Below are 15,790 nucleotides of genomic sequence, written 5' to 3' on the forward strand. Positions count from 1 at the left end.
TGAAAATTTCGGGCGCAGGTGCAGTTTTGGGGCGCACAGCGACGTGCCGGGTTGCGTCGCACGAGTAGCTTTGGGGCGCGTGAGCGTGACCTCAGGCAGCGGGGGCGATCCGCGGGGTTATTTGCCGCGGCCGCGCAGCACCGCGCGCAGCTTCTCCTTGTTGAGGCCGGCGATCGCGGTCAGCGGAATGCCCGCCGGGCACACCTGCACGCACTCGCCGAAGACCGAGCAGGGACCGAACTCCTCGTCCATTGCCTCCACCATGCCGTCGGCGCGTGAGCCGCGCTCCACGGCCGTGGTCGGCAGCAGCGACAGGTGCATGAGCTTGGCTCCGGTGAACAGGTTCGCCGACCCGTTCGGGCAGGCCGCCACGCACGCGCCGCAGCCGATGCACGCCGCGAAGTCGAGGGCGGCCTCCGCGGTGTCGTGGCTGACCGGGTGGGCGTCGGCATCCGCTGCCGTGCCGGCCGCGAGGGAGACGTAGCCGCCGCCCTCGATGATGCGGTCAAGACCGGAGCGGTCGACGGCGAGATCTTTCACGACCGGGAACGCGCCCGAGCGGAACGGCTCGAGCACGACGGTGCTGCCGTCGGGAAAACTGCGCAGGTGCTGCCGGCACGAGGGCGTGTTGGCGACCGGGCCGTGCGGCTGGCCGTCGACGGTCACCCCGCAGGACCCGCAGATGCCCTCACGGCAGTCGGAGTCGAACGCGACGGGTTCCTTGCCGGTGCTGACGAGCTGGTCATTGAGCTTGTCGAGGGCTTCGAGCAGCGTGAATTCCGCGCCGGCGCCCTCGAGGTCGTAGCTCTCGAAGCGGCCGTGGACCGCGGTGGATTCCTGGCGCCAAATCTTGAACGTGAGCTTCATGAGGTCTTGTAGTTCCTTGTCTGCGGTCGTACCGATTCGAAGGTGAGGGGTTCGGCGTGGCGCCGATAACGGCCATCCGGACGGCGTTCCCACGCGGAGACGAACGCCCAGTTATCGTCGTCGCGGGCGGCTTCGCCGTCGGCCAGCTGGTGTTCCACACGAAAGTGCGCGCCGCACGACTCGTCGCGGTCGAGCGCGTCGAGGCACATCAACTCGCCGAGGTCGATGAAATCCGCCACCCGGCCGGCGCGTTCGAGCTCCTGGTTGAACCCTGCTGCCGTGCCGGCGACACGCAGGTCACGCTGAAAGTCGGCGCGCAGTTCACGAATCAGGCGGATGCCCTCGCTCAGCCCCGCCGCCGACCGGCTGACCCCGCAGCGTGCGTACAAAATCTCACCCAGCCTCCGGTGGAACCGGTCCGGTCCCTGGGTTCCCGGCGACGCCGCGAGGGCCTGCACGGCGCCCTCGGTCTCCGCCACGGTGCGGATCACGGCCATGTCGTCGGCCGGCAGGGCCGGTGTGCCGAGCAGCGGCGCGAGGTAGTTCGGAATCGACGCCGGCAGGGTGAACCAGCCGTCGACGTTCGCCGAGAGCAGCGAGTTCGCGCCGAGCCGGTTGGCGCCGTGGTAGGCCCAGCCGGCCTCGCCGCCCACGAACAGGCCGGGAATCGAGGTCATCAGGTCGTAATCGCTCCACAGCCCGCCCATGGCGAAGTGCGCGCCAGGAGCGATGCGCATCGGCACCTCGAAGGGGCTCTCGCCCGTCGCATCCGCGTACATCTCGAACAGGTTGCCGTAGCGCTCCTCGATGACCGTGCGGCCGATGCGGGCGAGCGGGTCGCGAAAGTCGAGGTAGACGCTGTTCTGCAGCGGCCCTACCCCGCGGCCGGCCTCGATCTCGTCGCGCGCGGCCCGGCTGGCGACATCGCGCGGGGCGAGGTTGCCGAACGCCGGATAGCGCCGCTCGAGGTAGTAGTCGCGTTCGGCTTCGGGAATGTCGTTGGCCGCGCGCGGGTCACCGGGCGCCACCGGAACCCAGATCCGGCCGTCGTTGCGCAGCGACTCGCTCATCAGGATGGTCTTGGACTGCCAGTCCGATCCGAGCGGCAGTGCCGTCGGGTGGAACTGCAGGAAGGACGGCGAGGCGAACAGGGCACCGCGGCGATGCGCGCGAAACGCCGCCGAGACGTTGGAGTTCTTGGCGAGCGTCGATTTGAAGAACGCGTTGCCGTAGCCGCCGGTGGCGAGCACCACGGCGTGGCCGGTCTGCGACCAGATCTCGCCACTGATCAGGTCGCGCACGACGATGCCGCTCGCGACGCCGTCTTTCACGATCAGGTCGAGCATCTCGCTGCGGGTGTGCAGGGTGACGGTGCCGGCGGCGACCTGCCGCAGCAGCGCCTGCGAGGCCGCGGTCTGCAGCTGCTGACCGGTCTGGCCGCGCGTGTAGTAGGTGCGGGAGACCTGCACACCGCCGAACGACCGGGTCGCGAGCTGGCCGCCGTACTCCCGGGCGAACGGCGCTCCGATCGCGTCGAGATGGTCGATCACCCGCACGCTCTCTTCGGCGAGGCGCCAGCAGTCGGCTTCGCGGGCGCGAAAGTCGCCGCCCTTGACGGTGTCTTTCACGAATCGGGCGAGGCTGTCGTTGTCGACCTGACGGGCGCGGGCGGCGTTGATGCCGCCCTGCGCGGCCACGCTGTGCGCGCGGCGGGGGGAGTCGTGAAAGGTGAAGCTGTGCACGTTGTAGCCCTGCTCGCCGAGGGCGGCCGCGCAGGCGGCGCCGGCCAGCCCGGTGCCCACGACGATCACGGTGAATTTGCGGCGGTTCAGCGGCGAGACGAGCTTGTAGTGCAGCTTGCGGTCGGCCCAGGCCTCGGCGGGGTCGCCGGTGGGCTGCCCGCCGGCGATGGGCTCGCCCAGCGTGCGCAGGTCATCGAGGGTGAGCGGGGCATCTGTCGTCGTTGCAGTCGAGGAAATCGTCATTGCAGTACCCCCAGCAGCACCAGAATTGGAATCGAGATATTGCCGATCAGAATCACCAGGGCGATGACACCGGATGCCGCCACCAGGGTCGCGCGCAGCCGGCGGCCGGTCGCCCCCAGGTCGTGGGCGGCGGTCCAGATACCGTGGGCCACGTGCAGGGCCAGCACGATCATCGCGAGGGCGTAGAACACGCCCACCTCGGGGCGCTGAAAGCTCGCGATCAGGTTCTCGTAGGCGTGGCTGCTGTCCGTGGTCGCGGCCGCAAACGAATCGCTCGCTGCGGGGCTCGTTCCGGTGGTCAGGTCGAGCACGTGAAAGACCACGAAGAACAGCAGCACGAGGCCGGTGACCGGCATGGTGCGTGCGGTGAACGAGCGCAGCGGCAGGTGGCGGCGGCGAAACGGGCCGCGGGCGAGCCGAGCGCGACGCCAGAGGATCGCGGCGCACACGACGTGGCCGGTGAGGCTCGCGAGCAGCACAAGACGCAGCACCCAAAGCAGTCCTTCGTGGGGGAGCACGGGCTCGAAGGCGGCGCGCAGCCACGCGGCGTAGGCGTTGAAGTGCTCGGCGCCCTGGTAGACCTTGAGGTTGCCGAACATGTGCACGAGCACGAAGGCCGAGAAGATCAGGCCGGTGACGGCCATCACGATCTTGCACCAGAACGTCGACAGCAGCGGATGCCGCCGCGCCGACGTGCTGCGCCCGCCCGGTCTGATCTCGGTCGTTTTCGTACTCATTCGTACCCCCTGCGCGCCGGTGACAGCGCGCATCCTCGTTCGTGCGTTGAACCGTTGGAAACCGGCCCCCCAGTATCGGTGCTGCGACACCAGTCTGGCAGTACTTCTCTGCCCGGGGACTACCCTGCTCCTACTCAGCGAAGAAAGCTAGAATTATCGAATGTATGTTCCCGATCGACCCGAGCTGGATCGACCCGAGCTGGATCGACCCGCACTGGTGACCACGGTCAGCCCGATCGCCGAGGCCGTCGCCATGCCGGCACGCGGCTACGCGCAGGCGGCCCCCGAATCCGTGCATGCCGGATTCCCCTCCCCGGCCGGGGGCTACTACACCGGTCCGGTCGACCTGAACCGGCACCTGATCCAAGACCCGACGGCGACCTTCATCGTGCGCGTCAGCGGCGACAGCATGACCGGGGCCGGCATCTTCGACGGCGACGAGATCATCGTCGACCGCTCCCTCGAGGCCCGGGATGGCAGCGTCATCATCGCCGTCGTCGACAGCGAGCTGACGATCAAGCGGCTGCGGATCGACGAGGGCGGCACCCGGCCGGGCGGCATCCGTCTGGTGCCCGAAAATCCGGCGTACCCCGATATCGTGCTCGAAGAAATGAGCGAGCTGACCGTTTGGGGAGTGGTCACCCGGTGCCTGCACCGTGTCTGAGACGAAGGCTCCCGCACCGTCGATCGCGATCGTCGACGCCAACAACTTCTACGTCTCCTGCGAGCGCATCTTCAACCCGAAGCTGGAGGGCAAGCCGGTCGTCGTGCTGTCCAACAACGACGGATGCGTCATTGCCCGTTCACAGGAGGCCAAGGCGCTGAAGATCGACATGGCCGCGCCGTGGCACAGCATATCCGCCGAAGCGACCGCGCACGGCGTCATCGCCCGCTCGAGCAACTATGAGCTCTACGGTGACCTGTCCGCCCGCACCGTGGAACTGCTCGGCCGCTACACCTCATCGCAGGAGGTGTATTCGATCGACGAGAGCTTCATCCGCCTCACCGGCACCCCGGGCGAGGTGACGGCGACCGCCCGGGAGATCCGCACGGCCGTGAAAAAGCTGATCGGCCTGCCGGTCAGCGTCGGCATCGCGACCAGCAAGACCCTCGCGAAACTTGCCAATCGCGGCTCGAAAACCGCTCCGGCGCTGGCCGGGGTCTGCAACCTGGCCGCCTACTCGCCCGAGCAGCTGACCACGATTTTGACCTCGATCGAGGTCGGCCAGGTGTGGGGCATCGGAGCCCGTACCGCGCAGAAGCTGATCGGCATGGGCATCTACAGCGCGGCCGACCTGCGCGATGCGGATGCCGTTCGGGTACGCAGCCGGTTCGGCGTCGTGCAGGAGCGGGTGCTGCAGGAACTGCGTGGCCTGGACTGCCTGCCCCTGGAGGAGCTGCGCGCCGACAAGGAACAGATCCAGTTCTCGCGGTCGTTCTCGATCCCGATCAGCACCGTGCATGAGCTGAGAGAAGTGCTGTCGGTCTACACGCAGCGGGCCGCGGCCCGGCTGCGGGAACAGGGATCCCTGGCCCGCCTCATGCGCTGCTACGCGTCCACGTCGCCCTTCAAGGAAGACCATGTCACGCACGCGGTCTCACTCGCCTTCCCCAATCCGACCGACGATCCCGTCGAAATGTACCGGGCCGCGATCGCCGCGCTCGGGCCGCAGCTGCAGTCTCATCGGAAGTATGTTCGGGTCGGGGTGAGCTTGCATGACTTCTCGCCGAGTGACTCCCATGCGGCCCTCGACATCTTCGACACCGATCCCGCTGCGTTCAAAGCTGGTGCCGTGCTCGACGCCATCACGGCGAAGTACGGTGCCGACACTCTCGGCCTGGGGCTCGGCGGGCTGCGCACGAATCGTGCCTGGACCATGCGCCGCGACATGGTCTCCCCGCGGGCGACCACCCATTGGTCTGAGCTGGCCACCGTGCACGCCCGCTGACCGCAGGCCGCTGGGCCTGCACCGCTGCGCCGTTATATTGCCGGAGGGATGGGGACGACCGGAAGGTCCGGCGTCGTTTCCGGGTGGATGCTGCGGGTTTCGGACCGCCGACGCCGCCCGGGAATCAGATCGCCCAGATGCACCATCGGCACGATCTTCGCGATGGCGAGCGCCGCGAACATCACCGTGTTGATCGCCACGAAGGCGGCGAGGATGGCGAAGAACTCGGAGTGCAGCGTGGACTCCGGCAGCAGGATCCCCGTCGGAATCAGGATCCCCGTCAAAGTCAGGGGATTGCCGAGCACGGTGATCATCGGGTCGCATCTTCCCGGGGCTGGGCCGTATGTGCGACGTGTCCCCAGGTGCCCTGCCGTCCGCGGGTGATGTCCACGATGCCCTTCACATAAATCACGTTGAGGAACATATCGAAGAGCAACTCCGGCACCACGGTGACGGCGAGCAGTCGGGCCGGCCAGCCGCCCTTCCAGACCGAGACCACGCGCTCGGCCGTGAAGACGATGCCGAGGCCGAGCCAGAACGGAAACCAGACCCACGCGCTGATCGACACGAGCGTCAGCACGATCAGGAACATGAAGCCGCTGAGGGCGATCACGCTGTACCCGATGCCGAGTTGTTGCGCCCAGTACCGGAAGGTGGGCGGGGTGATGCCGTAGGCCCCGAGGTTTTCGAGCGCACCGCGCTGCCAGCGCAGCCGCTGCGTCCAGAGGCTGCCGAGGCTGGGCATGACTTCGGTGACCACGGTGCACTCCGAGGGCGAGATGATGAGCGCGCCGAGGGACTTCAGCGCGATCGTCAGCTCGTTGTCTTCGGTCAGGGCCAGGGTGTCATAGACGTGGCCCGGGGTGCCGGGGATCGTGACCCCGCGATTGCGGGCGACTTCCCGCAGGGCGCGGGAGCGGAACATCGACGCGGTGCCGGTGAGCACGAAGACCTTGCCCCGGCGGCGGTGGATCTGAGCCGAGTAGCGCACGTATTCGTTGCGCTGCATCTGCCCGAGGAGCCCGGCACCGGGTTCTCCGTAGAACAGTCCGCCGATGGCCATGAGGGCCCGGTCGCTCGTGAAGCGCGCGACGCCGGCGGACAGAAAACCGGCATCCAGGGTCGTGTCCGCGTCGAGCACCATGATGATGTCGTTGTCGCCCTGGAGGGGCAGGATCTGTTCCAGCACCTGGTTGAGGGCGCCGGCCTTCTTCTCCCGGTTGTCGACGGTTGTGTGAACCTCGACGCCGTGGCGGCGGGCGATGCCGGCGGTGTTGTCGGTGCAGTTGTCCGCGACCACGATCACCCGGTCCGGAGGATGCGACTGGGACAACAGTGAGCTCAGGGTCGCCGACAGCGACGCCTCCTCGTTGTAGGCGGGGATCAAGACGGTGAGGCGCACGGGACCGGCGTAGACCCCCCGGGTGGCGGCCATCACGATTTTCGGGGCGAGCGGCGCAGTACGCGGATTGGTCGACCGTCTCGAGGTGTTGGTCACCTTCCGCTCGAGAAGGGCGACACCGGCGGCGAACAGCACGGCAAGCGCGACGGCCGCCCACAAGACCCGCGGCGGCGGCGCTTCGAGGGCGTAGAGGTACGTCCAGATGCCGAAGATCAACCCCTCGCTGGGTGCCTCACCCGCGGCGGGGGTGTCGGCGGCGACGGCGATCCAGAGAATTGTGGCGGCGACGATGACGGCCGCGCCCACGACAAGGCCCACCGTGCGTCCGAATAGTGTGGCCCCCATATGGGGGAGTCTAAATGGCGGTTATGTCGTTATCCTGTGCAAATCTCAGCATAATGATCGGGTGCTGGCGGCCTAGCCGTGCAGATGGTGAATGGGCCAGCCGGTGGTCGTCACGAGGGTGTCGAGCAGCGCCTGGGCCGCGCGCCGAGCTTCGGCCGAGCCACGCGGGTCGGAGACATCGATCGCGAGCGGCGGGGCTTCGCCGAATTTCGGAATGTCGACGACGACCCGGCCGCCGTGGGGCAGTGCCACGAAGGGATTGCGGGTGCCCGCTCCATGCACGGGGGAGTCCAGCGCCGCCGCAATCGCGTCGAGCGCGTCGAGTTTGGTGATGGCTGCGTCGACGATGATCGTTGCGGTGTTGTTGGTTGTCGTCGTGTTCGTCGCGGTGTCGGGTGGGGTCGTAGCCATGCGGGCTCCCTGCTGGTGGGTGTGTGACGACCTTAGCGGGGTCGGCTGTCCTACAGCGCCGGCGGGCGAGGCATCCGCTGCCCGCGCTGCCAGACCGCGATCGTGAGCGGCACGCCGGGTCGGTAGGCCAGATGGGCGACGGATGGCGCATCCAGCACCTGAAAGTCGGCCCGCCCGCCCGCGACCAGCGACCCGACGGCGTCTGCGCCCGTGTCGCGCTGCAGGGCCCGGGCACCGCCGCGGGTCGCCGCCCACACGGCCTCCTCGATGGTGAGGCCCATCTGCAGCACCGCCGTCGCCACAGCGAACTGCATCGAGGTCGTATACGAGGTGCCGGGGTTGCAGTTGGTGGCGAGGGCGACGGTGACCCCGGCGTCGAGCAGCCGCCGGGCGGGGGCGAGCGGTTGGCGCGTCGACAGGTCGCAGGCCGGCAGCACCGTGGCCACCGTCGTAGCGCCGGCGAGCGCGTCGAGATCGGCGGGCGAGACAGCATTGCAGTGGTCGACGCTCGCCGCGCCGAGCTCGACGGCGAGCGCGATGCCCCCGCCCGGTCCGAGCTGGTTGCCGTGCACCCGCAGGCCCAGGCCCGCTGCCCGCCCGGCGAGCAGCACCTCGTGGCTCTGCTCCACGTCGAAGGCGCCGCGCTCGCAGAAGACATCGATGAACGATACCCAGGGCAGAACGGCGGCGAGCATCGGCCCGGTCACCAGGTCGAGGTAGTCGCGAGTGTCGATCTCGTCGGGTACGACGTGGGCGCCGAGAAAGCTGACGACGTCGGCGTGGCGCGCACCGATCTGCGCCGCCCGCCGCTCGGAGTCGACGTCGAGCCCGTAGCCGGTCTTCGTTTCGAGAAAGGTCGTGCCCTGGGCGAGGGCCTCGGCGGCCAGGCGCTGCACGGTCGACTCGAGTTCGGCATCCGTGGCCGCCCGCGTCGCCGTCACCGTGTCACGGATGCCGCCCGCCGCGTAGGGCTGTCCCGCCATGCGCGCTTCGAATTCGGCGGAACGGTCGCCGGCGAAAAGCAGGTGGGTATGCGAGTCGACCCACCCCGGCAACACGGCCCGGCCGCCGACCGACACCCGGGTGTCGGCGGCGGGGGCGTGCGTGGCATCCCCGATCCAGCGGATGCGGCCGCCCTGCACCAGCATCGCCCGGTCGGCCCGGCGCGGCTCGCCATCGGCCTGGGTGGTGAGTTCGCCGATGTCGGTGATCAGCTGGGTCGTCTCGTTCGTCATCGGGAGACCTCGCTCGCCGGCCGCGGCACGGTCGTCGACGTGTCGAGTCGCGCGAGAGCCCGCTCGAGCAGCACGGCGGGGTCGGCTGCGGTACTCGGGGTCACCCCGGTCGGGGTGACCAGCAGCCCGTGTTGCGCCACCACCCGGCCGCCGACGATGACCGAGCGCACGTCCGCGGCGGTGCCGGCGAGCACAATCTGGCCCGGGTCGGCGCCCGCCGTGCGCACCGAGGCCGCATCGAGTTCGACGAGGTCGCACCACGCGCCGACCCGCAGCCCGCCCGCCGTCTCCTCCGGGCCGGCAGACAGGCCCAGCGCGCGGTATCCGTGGTCGGTGGCGATGCGCGCCAGCTCGGCCGGGGAGAAGCGGCCACGCCGCCCCGAGGCGAGGCGCTCGCCGTATTCGAGGCCGCGGATTTCGAGCAGCGGATCGACGACCGCATTCTGGTCGGAGCCGAGTGCCAGCCGGGCCCCGGCGTCGACCAGGCGGCGTGCCGGGCCGATGCCGTCGCCGAGGTCTGCCTCGGTCGTGGGGCAGAATACCGCGGTGACGCCGGCCGCTCCGAGCAGGGCCAGGTCGGTTTCGGTGAGGTGGGTGGCATGAACCACGCTCAGGCGCGGGGAGAGGGCGCCGAGTTCGGCCAGCAGCCCGGTCGGGGTGAGGCCGTACTCGCGCACGCAGTCCGCGTTCTCCTGCGGCTGCTCAGACAGGTGCATGTGCAGGGGAACGTCGGAGGGCAGCCCGGCGAGCAGGGTGGTGATCGCCGCGCGGGGCACACCGCGCACCGAGTGCAGGGCAGCGCCGAGGCGCACCGAATCGCCGTAGCCGGTCAGGCTGTCGCGCAGGGCATACCAGCGCTCCAGATAGCGTTCGGCCGTCTCGTCGCTGAAACCGGCTTGCTCGGGGGCGAGCGGTTGGCCGATTCCGCCGGCGAGATAGCAGGTATCCAGCAGGGTCAGGCGGATTCCGCACGCCCGTGCGGCCCGGGCCAGGGCATGCTCCATCGCGTGTGGCGCGTACTGATCGCACCACGGCGCGCCGCCGGGCCGATGATGCAGGTAATGGAATTCGCCCACGGCCGTGTAACCGCTCGTGAGCATCTCGGCGAAGACCGCGTGCGCCAATTGCTCATACAGCTCGGGATCCAGGGCGGTCGCGGCGGCATACATGCGCTGTCGCCACTGCCAGAAGTCCCCGCCCGCATCGTGGGTGCGCCCCCGCAGGGCCCGGTGAAAGGCGTGCGAGTGGGCATTGCCGAAACCGGGCAGCACCAGGCCCAGAGGCACATCCCCGGCGCTCGCCGCGACCTCGGTCTGCAGCCGACGGATGCGCCCGTCCGCATCCGCAGACACCCGCACCCCCTCGACGGGGTCGCCGTCGATCAGTGCCGTGTGGCACCAGAAAACGCTCACCGGCCCTCCCACATCGGCACCCGCAGGCCGCGCTCGCGGGCGACATCAGCGGCGTGTTCGTAGCCCGCGTCGACGTGCCGCATGACGCCGGTGCCGGGGTCGTTCACGAGCACCCGTTCGATCTTCTGAGCGGCCAAAGCGGTGCCGTCGGCGACCACGACCTGTCCGGCGTGAATGGACCGACCGATGCCGACCCCACCGCCGTGGTGGATCGACACCCAGGTCGCGCCCGACGCGGTGTTGAGCAGGGCGTTCAACAACGGCCAATCGGCGATCGCGTCGGAGCCGTCCTTCATTCCTTCGGTCTCCCGGTACGGGGAGGCGACCGAGCCGGAGTCGAGGTGGTCGCGGCCGATCACGATCGGAGCGCTGAGCTCGCCGCTGGCCACCATCTCATTGAACTTCAGGCCGGCGAGGTTGCGTTCCTGGTAGCCGAGCCAGCAGATGCGCGCCGGTAACCCCTCGAAGTGCACCTTCTCCTGCGCGCCGGCGATCCAGCGGGCGAGCTTGGCATCGTTCGGGAACAGCTCGAGAATCGCCCGGTCGGTCGCGGCAATATCGCCCGGATCGCCCGAGAGCGCCACCCAACGAAAGGGCCCCTTGCCCTCTTCGAACAGCGGGCGGATGTAGGCGGGCACGAACCCGGGAAAGTCGAACGCTCGCGCACACCCGCCGAGTAGCGCTTCGGCCCGGATCGAGTTGCCGTAGTCGAAGACCTCGGCGCCGGCATCCTGAAAGTCAACCATCGCCTGCACCTGCCGGGCCATCGAGGCTCGGGCGGCGAGGGTGAAGCCCTCCGGGTCCCGGGCCGCCTCGGCGTGCCAATCCGCCAGGGAGATGCTTTCGGGCAGGTAGCTGAGCGGATCGTGGGCGCTTGTCTGGTCGGTGACGATATCGATCGGCACGCCGAGCCTCAGCAACTCGGGGAACACCGTCGCGGCGTTACCAACGAGTCCGACAGAGAGGGCACGCTTCTCCGCTTTCGCCGCGAGCACCCGGGCGACGGCGTCGTCAAGGTCATCGGTCATCTCGTCGAGGTAGCCGTGGTCGACACGCCGCCGCAGCCGGTCCGGGTCGACGTCGACGATCAGCACGACCCCGCCGTTCATCGTGACGGCGAGCGGTTGCGCGCCGCCCATGCCGCCGGCGCCGCCGGTGAGGGTGAGGGTGCCGGCGAGGGACCCGCCGCTCCCATTAGCTGCGCCGAACTTCTTGTCGGCGACGGCCGCGAAGCACTCGAAGGTGCCCTGCAGAATGCCCTGGGTGCCGATGTAGATCCACGACCCGGCGGTCATCTGGCCGTACATGGTCAGGCCGAGGTGTTCCAGTCGGCGAAACTCGGGCCACGTCGCCCAGTCGCCGACGAGGTTGGAGTTGGCGATCAGCACCCGGGGAGCCCACTCGTGGGTGCGGAACACCCCGACCGGTTTGCCGGACTGCACCAGCAGGGTCTCATCGAGCTCGAGAGTTTCGAGGGTGCGCACGATCGCGTCGTAGGCCTCCCAGTTGCGGGCGGCCTTGCCGGTGCCGCCGTAGACGATCAGGTCGTCGGGGCGTTCGGCGACCTCCGGGTCGAGGTTGTTCATCAACATCCGCAGCGGCGCCTCGGTGGCCCAGCCCTTCGCGGTCAGCGCGGTGCCGCGGGCGGCGCGCACCGGGCGGGGCCCGTGTTCGGGCAGGATCTGTTCGGGCAGGATCTGTTCGGTCACAGCGAGTTCAGGCACGTCTTGTTCGAGCACAGCGGCATCCGTTTCTGTGATGGTGAGTCAGGCTAGGGTGGGCACAACGCGGCGGGCCGCGGCGAGAATGTCTCCGGACTGCACGGCGAACACGGCGCGTTCGATTTCGGGGGAGAGGAACCGGTCGCTGCCGGGACCTTCGACGGTCTCGCGCAGGCGGTCGCGCACGGCTCCGGTCGCGGCCCCGGGCACGAGGGGAGCGCGCAGGTCGAGGGCGCGGGCCGCGGCCATCACCTCGATCGCGAGCACCCGGCCGAGGCCGTCGATCGCGGTCTGCAGTTTGCGGGCGGCGGCCCAGCCCATCGAGACGTGGTCCTCCTGCATCGCCGACGACGGAATCGAATCGACCGACGCTGGCGCCGCCAGCCTTTTCAGCTCCGACACGATGCCGGCGGCGGTGTACTGGGCGATCATCAGGCCGGAATCGACGCCGGCATCGTGCGCGAGAAACGCCGGAAGTCCCTGGTTGCGGGCGGGGTCGAGCATGCGGTCGGTGCGTCGCTCGGACATGCTCGCCACGTCGGCGACGACGATCGCGAGAAAGTCGAGCACGTAACCGACCGGGGCGCCGTGGAAGTTGCCGTTCGATTCGACGCGGCCGTCGAGGGTGATGACGGGGTTGTCGACGGCGGAGGCGAGCTCGCGGTCGGCCACCAGGGCGGCGTGGTCGACGGTGTCGCGGGCGGCGCCGTGCACCTGGGGGGCGCAGCGCAGGGAGTAGGCGTCCTGCACCCGGGTGCACTCCGGGCCCTGGTGGCTCGCCACGATCGGCGATCCGGCCAGCAGTGCGCGCAGGTTCGTGGCGGAGACCTGCTGGCCCGCCTGCGGGCGCAGCGCGGACAGGTCGGCCGCGTAGACGGCATCCGTTCCGAGCAGGGCCTCCACGCTCATCGCGGCGGCGACATCCGCTGTCGTCAGCAGGGCGCCGAGGTCGTGGATGGCGAGCGCCAACATCGCGAGCATGCCGTCGGTGCCGTTGATGAGGGCCAGGCCTTCCTTCTCGGCGAGCACGACCGGGGTGAGCCCACACTCGGCGAGGGCCTCGGCGGCGGGTCGTTCTATTCCAGCGGCGTCGCGCACGGTGCCCTCGCCCATCACGGCGAGCGCGCAGTGCGCGAGCGGCGCGAGGTCGCCCGAGCAGCCGAGCGACCCGTATTCGCGCACGATCGGGGTGATGCCGGCGTTGAGCACACCGGCGTAGGCCTCCACGGTCGACAGGCGCACGCCGGTGCGGCCGGTCAGCAGGGTCGAGAGGCGCAGAAACATCAGGCCGCGCACGGTCTCGCGGTTCACCTCGCGGCCGGACCCGGCGGCGTGCGAGCGCACGAGGCTCTGCTGCAGCTGGGTGCGGCGGTCGGCGGCGATGAACGTCGTGGCGAGGGCACCGAACCCCGTTGAGATGCCGTAGTGCGGGGCGGTGTCGTTCGCGAGGGCTTCCACGATGGCGCGGCTCGCGGTGATCGCGGAGCGGGAGTCCTCGGCGATGACGACGGATGCCCCCTCCCGCGCGACAGCAACGACGTCCGCGATCGACACCGGACCGATGCCGACGATGATCGTTGCGGTGCTCGTTGCGGGGTCCGTGGTCGTGCTGGGGCTGGCTGTCATAGGACTATCTGATCGCACGGCAGGCGCCGACACGAGAGACACAGCGGCCCCACTGTCTCACCGGTGAGATAGTGGGGCATGACCCGACCCCGTTCGACCGCCCCCGCCGCACGCCAGACCCTGACGATTTTGCAGTTTCTGGCCCACCAGCGCGGTCCGGTCGCCGCCTCCGCGATCGCGACGGCGCTGGAGCTGCCCCGCTCCACGGTGTACCGGCTGCTCGGCGTGCTCGAGGAGCACGGTTTCGTGCTGCACTTTCCCGAGGTGCAGCGCTATGGCATCGGCATCGCCGCGTTCGAGATGAGCTCGGGCTTCTCCCGCCAGGAACCCCTGTCCCGGCTCGGTCGTCCGATCCTCGCGGCGCTCGTCGACCACCTCGGCGAGAGCGCGCACCTGGCGGTGCTGCACGGACGGGACGTGATCTACCTCGCGGAGGAACGCGCGCCGCGGCGTCCGGCCCTCGTGACGGATGTCGGCGTGCGCCTGCCCAGTCACCTCACCGCCAGTGGGCGCGCACTGCTCGCCACACTGCCCAAGGCCCAACTCCGGGCGCTTTTTCCGACCCCGGAGGCCTTTGCCACCCGGGCGTTCGTCGGTAATCCGGCGGATTCCACCCTTCCCGCCCCGGCGCAGCGCGGTGACGAGGTGTCACGCTACGGGCAACTGGCCCGTCTGCTCGACGGTGTGCGCGAGCGGGGGTATGCGGGGGAGGACGGTGAGGTGACGGAAGGGTTCGCATCCGTCGCCGTCGCCGTGCGGGACCACACCGGCTGGCCCGCCGCGGGCATCGCCGTCACCTTTCCCCGGCAGAACGTGCCGCCCGAACGGTGGCCCGCGCTCGCCGCGGAGATTGCGCACTCCGCCGCAGAACTGTCCCGCCGCATCCGTGGCCGCGATTCCTGAGCTCACAGCAGGAAGGTGACCGCCACGACCGCATAGCTCAAACGCAGGCTCCTGCCGGTCAGTAGATAGATGGCACCAAAGGCGACGCCGACGCCGACGCCGTACAGGCCGGCGCTGTGCCCCTGCAGCAGAATGTGCACAAGCCCCCAAGTTGCGGCGAGTAGCAGGCCGCCCCACGGCACCGACGCCGGTGCCGGTTCCGGTGCTGGTGCTGGTGGGGTGGTGCGGAAGGTTCGAACGAAGCGCAACTCGCCGGCGCGCTGGCCGAAAGCCACGATCAGAAGCATCACGGCGACCTCGGCCAGGTAGTAGAGGTTCTGCACGACGAGGGCGACGACGGCATTCGACCCGAAATCGCTCGCGAATCGCGCATAGTCGGCGACCGGCAGCAGCTGGCCGCCGCTGCCCACGAAACGCACCAGCACGCAGGCGGCAGCGAGGGCGCCGATGGCGATCCAGCGGGGCAGCGGATGCCGCAGCCCCGTTCCGCGCAGCCCCGACCCGCGGGTCCTGAAGTTGTAATGCAGCCTCGCCCAGCGCAGCAGTAGCACTGCGCCCATCAGCCAGCCGGCACCGGTCAGTCCCCAATGCACGAGGGCGACTCCGAGGACCCCGCCGGGAACGAACCCCACGAAGACCGGCTCGACGAGCAGCAACACGAGTTCCCACCCGACGATCGCGAAGGAGTAGAGCGCCAGGTTCAGGTACCCGCCCGCAGTTCCCGCGGGGATTCCCTCTACGCCGAGCCCATTGCCTGATCCGGCCCCGTTGCGTGATGTAGCCCCGTTGCGTGATGTAGCGGATGTTCCCGTGTTCCCCGTGGTGTCCACGGCCTCAGTCTAGGAGCGTCTCGCACCGTGTGACGGCCCGTTCGTCATGCCGATCTTGTGTCCGGCGGGACCTCATCCGGCGGGACCTCATCCGGCGGGACCTCATCCGGCGGGACCGTTCCGTCGACCAGGACGACGCGGCCCAGTGCTGACACGAACTAGTTGACACGAACTAGTTGACACGAACTAGTCGACACGGACTTGTCTACACAAATGAATAGACACGATGACCCCGCTGGATTCAAGCGGCGGATAAGCGGTGGGATCTAGAACGGTGGTGGTGCGTCCCGGTCGATGACTGGTACCTGGATCGGGGTGGCGGGGTCGGTGTAATACACGTGTCCGGTCGGGGCGGTCCACGCGAGCA

14 protein-coding genes are annotated in these 15,790 nt (G+C 69.3%); 3 read left to right on the plus strand and 11 right to left on the minus strand.

All coding sequences use genetic code 11. From position 1 onward, the window contains the following. Positions 1-117 precede the first annotated feature (117 nt). From D6T64_RS19195 to D6T64_RS19205, 3 genes are read right to left on the minus strand one after another with little or no spacing between them, the layout of a single operon-like run. Complete coding sequence (locus D6T64_RS19195; protein ID WP_119976271.1) at positions 118-867, minus strand: succinate dehydrogenase/fumarate reductase iron-sulfur subunit; 750 nt, start codon at positions 865-867, stop codon at positions 118-120. Further along, the gene (locus D6T64_RS19200) at positions 864-2,852 is read right to left on the minus strand and encodes a fumarate reductase/succinate dehydrogenase flavoprotein subunit (protein ID WP_119976272.1); all 1,989 of its coding nucleotides are present in this window, start codon (positions 2,850-2,852) and stop codon (positions 864-866) included. The genes D6T64_RS19195 and D6T64_RS19200 overlap by 4 nt, the downstream gene beginning before the upstream one ends. After that, positions 2,849-3,589 carry a succinate dehydrogenase cytochrome b subunit gene (locus D6T64_RS19205; RefSeq protein ID WP_119976273.1) on the minus strand — a complete coding sequence of 247 codons (741 nt, stop codon included), beginning with the start codon at positions 3,587-3,589 and terminating at the stop codon, positions 2,849-2,851. Before D6T64_RS19205 ends, D6T64_RS19200 begins: the two co-directional genes overlap by 4 nt. A 253-nt stretch (positions 3,590-3,842) precedes the next feature. On the opposite strand from D6T64_RS19205, the gene D6T64_RS19210 reads away from it, so the two are divergent. After that, entirely contained in the window at positions 3,843-4,253 is a 411-nt protein-coding gene (locus D6T64_RS19210; protein ID WP_119976307.1) for a LexA family protein, read from the plus strand. Beyond that, positions 4,246-5,538, plus strand: a complete 1,293-nt coding sequence (locus tag D6T64_RS19215; RefSeq protein ID WP_233551418.1) for a Y-family DNA polymerase — start codon at positions 4,246-4,248, stop codon at positions 5,536-5,538. Before D6T64_RS19210 ends, D6T64_RS19215 begins: the two co-directional genes overlap by 8 nt. A 32-nt stretch (positions 5,539-5,570) precedes the next feature. Here D6T64_RS19215 and D6T64_RS19220 read toward each other — a convergent pair whose 3' ends face one another. The 7 genes from D6T64_RS19220 to hutH form a co-directional block, all read right to left on the minus strand. Then, positions 5,571-5,852, minus strand: a complete 282-nt coding sequence (locus D6T64_RS19220) for a hypothetical protein (protein WP_233551420.1) — start codon at positions 5,850-5,852, stop codon at positions 5,571-5,573. Continuing rightward, the gene (locus D6T64_RS19225; protein WP_119976274.1) at positions 5,849-7,285 is read right to left on the minus strand and encodes a glycosyltransferase family 2 protein; all 1,437 of its coding nucleotides are present in this window, start codon (positions 7,283-7,285) and stop codon (positions 5,849-5,851) included. Before D6T64_RS19225 ends, D6T64_RS19220 begins: the two co-directional genes overlap by 4 nt. A 72-nt stretch (positions 7,286-7,357) precedes the next feature. Further along, entirely contained in the window at positions 7,358-7,696 is a 339-nt protein-coding gene (locus D6T64_RS19230) for a hypothetical protein (RefSeq protein ID WP_119976275.1), read from the minus strand. Between the two features lie 50 nt (positions 7,697-7,746). Then, positions 7,747-8,931, minus strand: a complete 1,185-nt coding sequence (gene hutI / locus D6T64_RS19235) for an imidazolonepropionase (RefSeq protein ID WP_119976276.1) — start codon at positions 8,929-8,931, stop codon at positions 7,747-7,749. Next, positions 8,928-10,343, minus strand: coding sequence for a formimidoylglutamate deiminase (locus D6T64_RS19240; protein ID WP_119976277.1), 1,416 nt, complete (start codon positions 10,341-10,343; stop codon positions 8,928-8,930). Before D6T64_RS19240 ends, hutI begins: the two co-directional genes overlap by 4 nt. Beyond that, positions 10,340-12,022, minus strand: a complete 1,683-nt coding sequence (gene hutU, locus D6T64_RS19245; RefSeq protein WP_377011750.1) for a urocanate hydratase — start codon at positions 12,020-12,022, stop codon at positions 10,340-10,342. Before hutU ends, D6T64_RS19240 begins: the two co-directional genes overlap by 4 nt. 87 nt (positions 12,023-12,109) lie before the next feature. Further along, entirely contained in the window at positions 12,110-13,690 is a 1,581-nt protein-coding gene (gene hutH, locus D6T64_RS19250) for a histidine ammonia-lyase (protein WP_119976278.1), read from the minus strand. A gap of 78 nt (positions 13,691-13,768) precedes the next feature. Here hutH and D6T64_RS19255 point away from each other — a divergent pair, with 78 nt between their 5' ends. After that, the gene (locus tag D6T64_RS19255; protein ID WP_119976279.1) at positions 13,769-14,593 is read left to right on the plus strand and encodes an IclR family transcriptional regulator; all 825 of its coding nucleotides are present in this window, start codon (positions 13,769-13,771) and stop codon (positions 14,591-14,593) included. Positions 14,594-14,595: 2 nt separating this feature from the next. Here the strand turns inward: D6T64_RS19255 and D6T64_RS19260 are convergent, their stop codons facing one another. Continuing rightward, complete coding sequence (locus D6T64_RS19260) at positions 14,596-15,423, minus strand: hypothetical protein (RefSeq protein WP_119976280.1); 828 nt, start codon at positions 15,421-15,423, stop codon at positions 14,596-14,598. Positions 15,424-15,790 lie beyond the last annotated feature (367 nt).

This window comes from Cryobacterium melibiosiphilum, assembly GCF_003602235.1.
Taxonomy (GTDB): Bacteria; Actinomycetota; Actinomycetes; order Actinomycetales; family Microbacteriaceae; genus Cryobacterium; species Cryobacterium melibiosiphilum.

Excerpts from the sequence above, each read along its gene's own strand:
- D6T64_RS19220 (WP_233551420.1), bottom strand. The coding sequence starts at position 5,852 with ATGATCACCGTGCTCGGCAATCCCCTGACTTTGACGGGGATCCTGATT.
- D6T64_RS19210 (WP_119976307.1), top strand. The coding sequence starts at position 3,843 with ATGCCGGCACGCGGCTACGCGCAGGCGGCCCCCGAATCCGTGCATGCC.
- D6T64_RS19205 (WP_119976273.1), bottom strand. The coding sequence starts at position 3,589 with ATGAGTACGAAAACGACCGAGATCAGACCGGGCGGGCGCAGCACGTCG.
- D6T64_RS19225 (WP_119976274.1), bottom strand. The coding sequence starts at position 7,285 with ATGGGGGCCACACTATTCGGACGCACGGTGGGCCTTGTCGTGGGCGCG.
- D6T64_RS19255 (WP_119976279.1), top strand. The coding sequence starts at position 13,769 with ATGACCCGACCCCGTTCGACCGCCCCCGCCGCACGCCAGACCCTGACG.
- D6T64_RS19230 (WP_119976275.1), bottom strand. The coding sequence starts at position 7,696 with ATGGCTACGACCCCACCCGACACCGCGACGAACACGACGACAACCAAC.
- hutI (WP_119976276.1), bottom strand. The coding sequence starts at position 8,931 with ATGACGAACGAGACGACCCAGCTGATCACCGACATCGGCGAACTCACC.
- D6T64_RS19195 (WP_119976271.1), bottom strand. The coding sequence starts at position 867 with ATGAAGCTCACGTTCAAGATTTGGCGCCAGGAATCCACCGCGGTCCAC.
- D6T64_RS19200 (WP_119976272.1), bottom strand. The coding sequence starts at position 2,852 with ATGACGATTTCCTCGACTGCAACGACGACAGATGCCCCGCTCACCCTC.
- hutH (WP_119976278.1), bottom strand. The coding sequence starts at position 13,690 with ATGACAGCCAGCCCCAGCACGACCACGGACCCCGCAACGAGCACCGCA.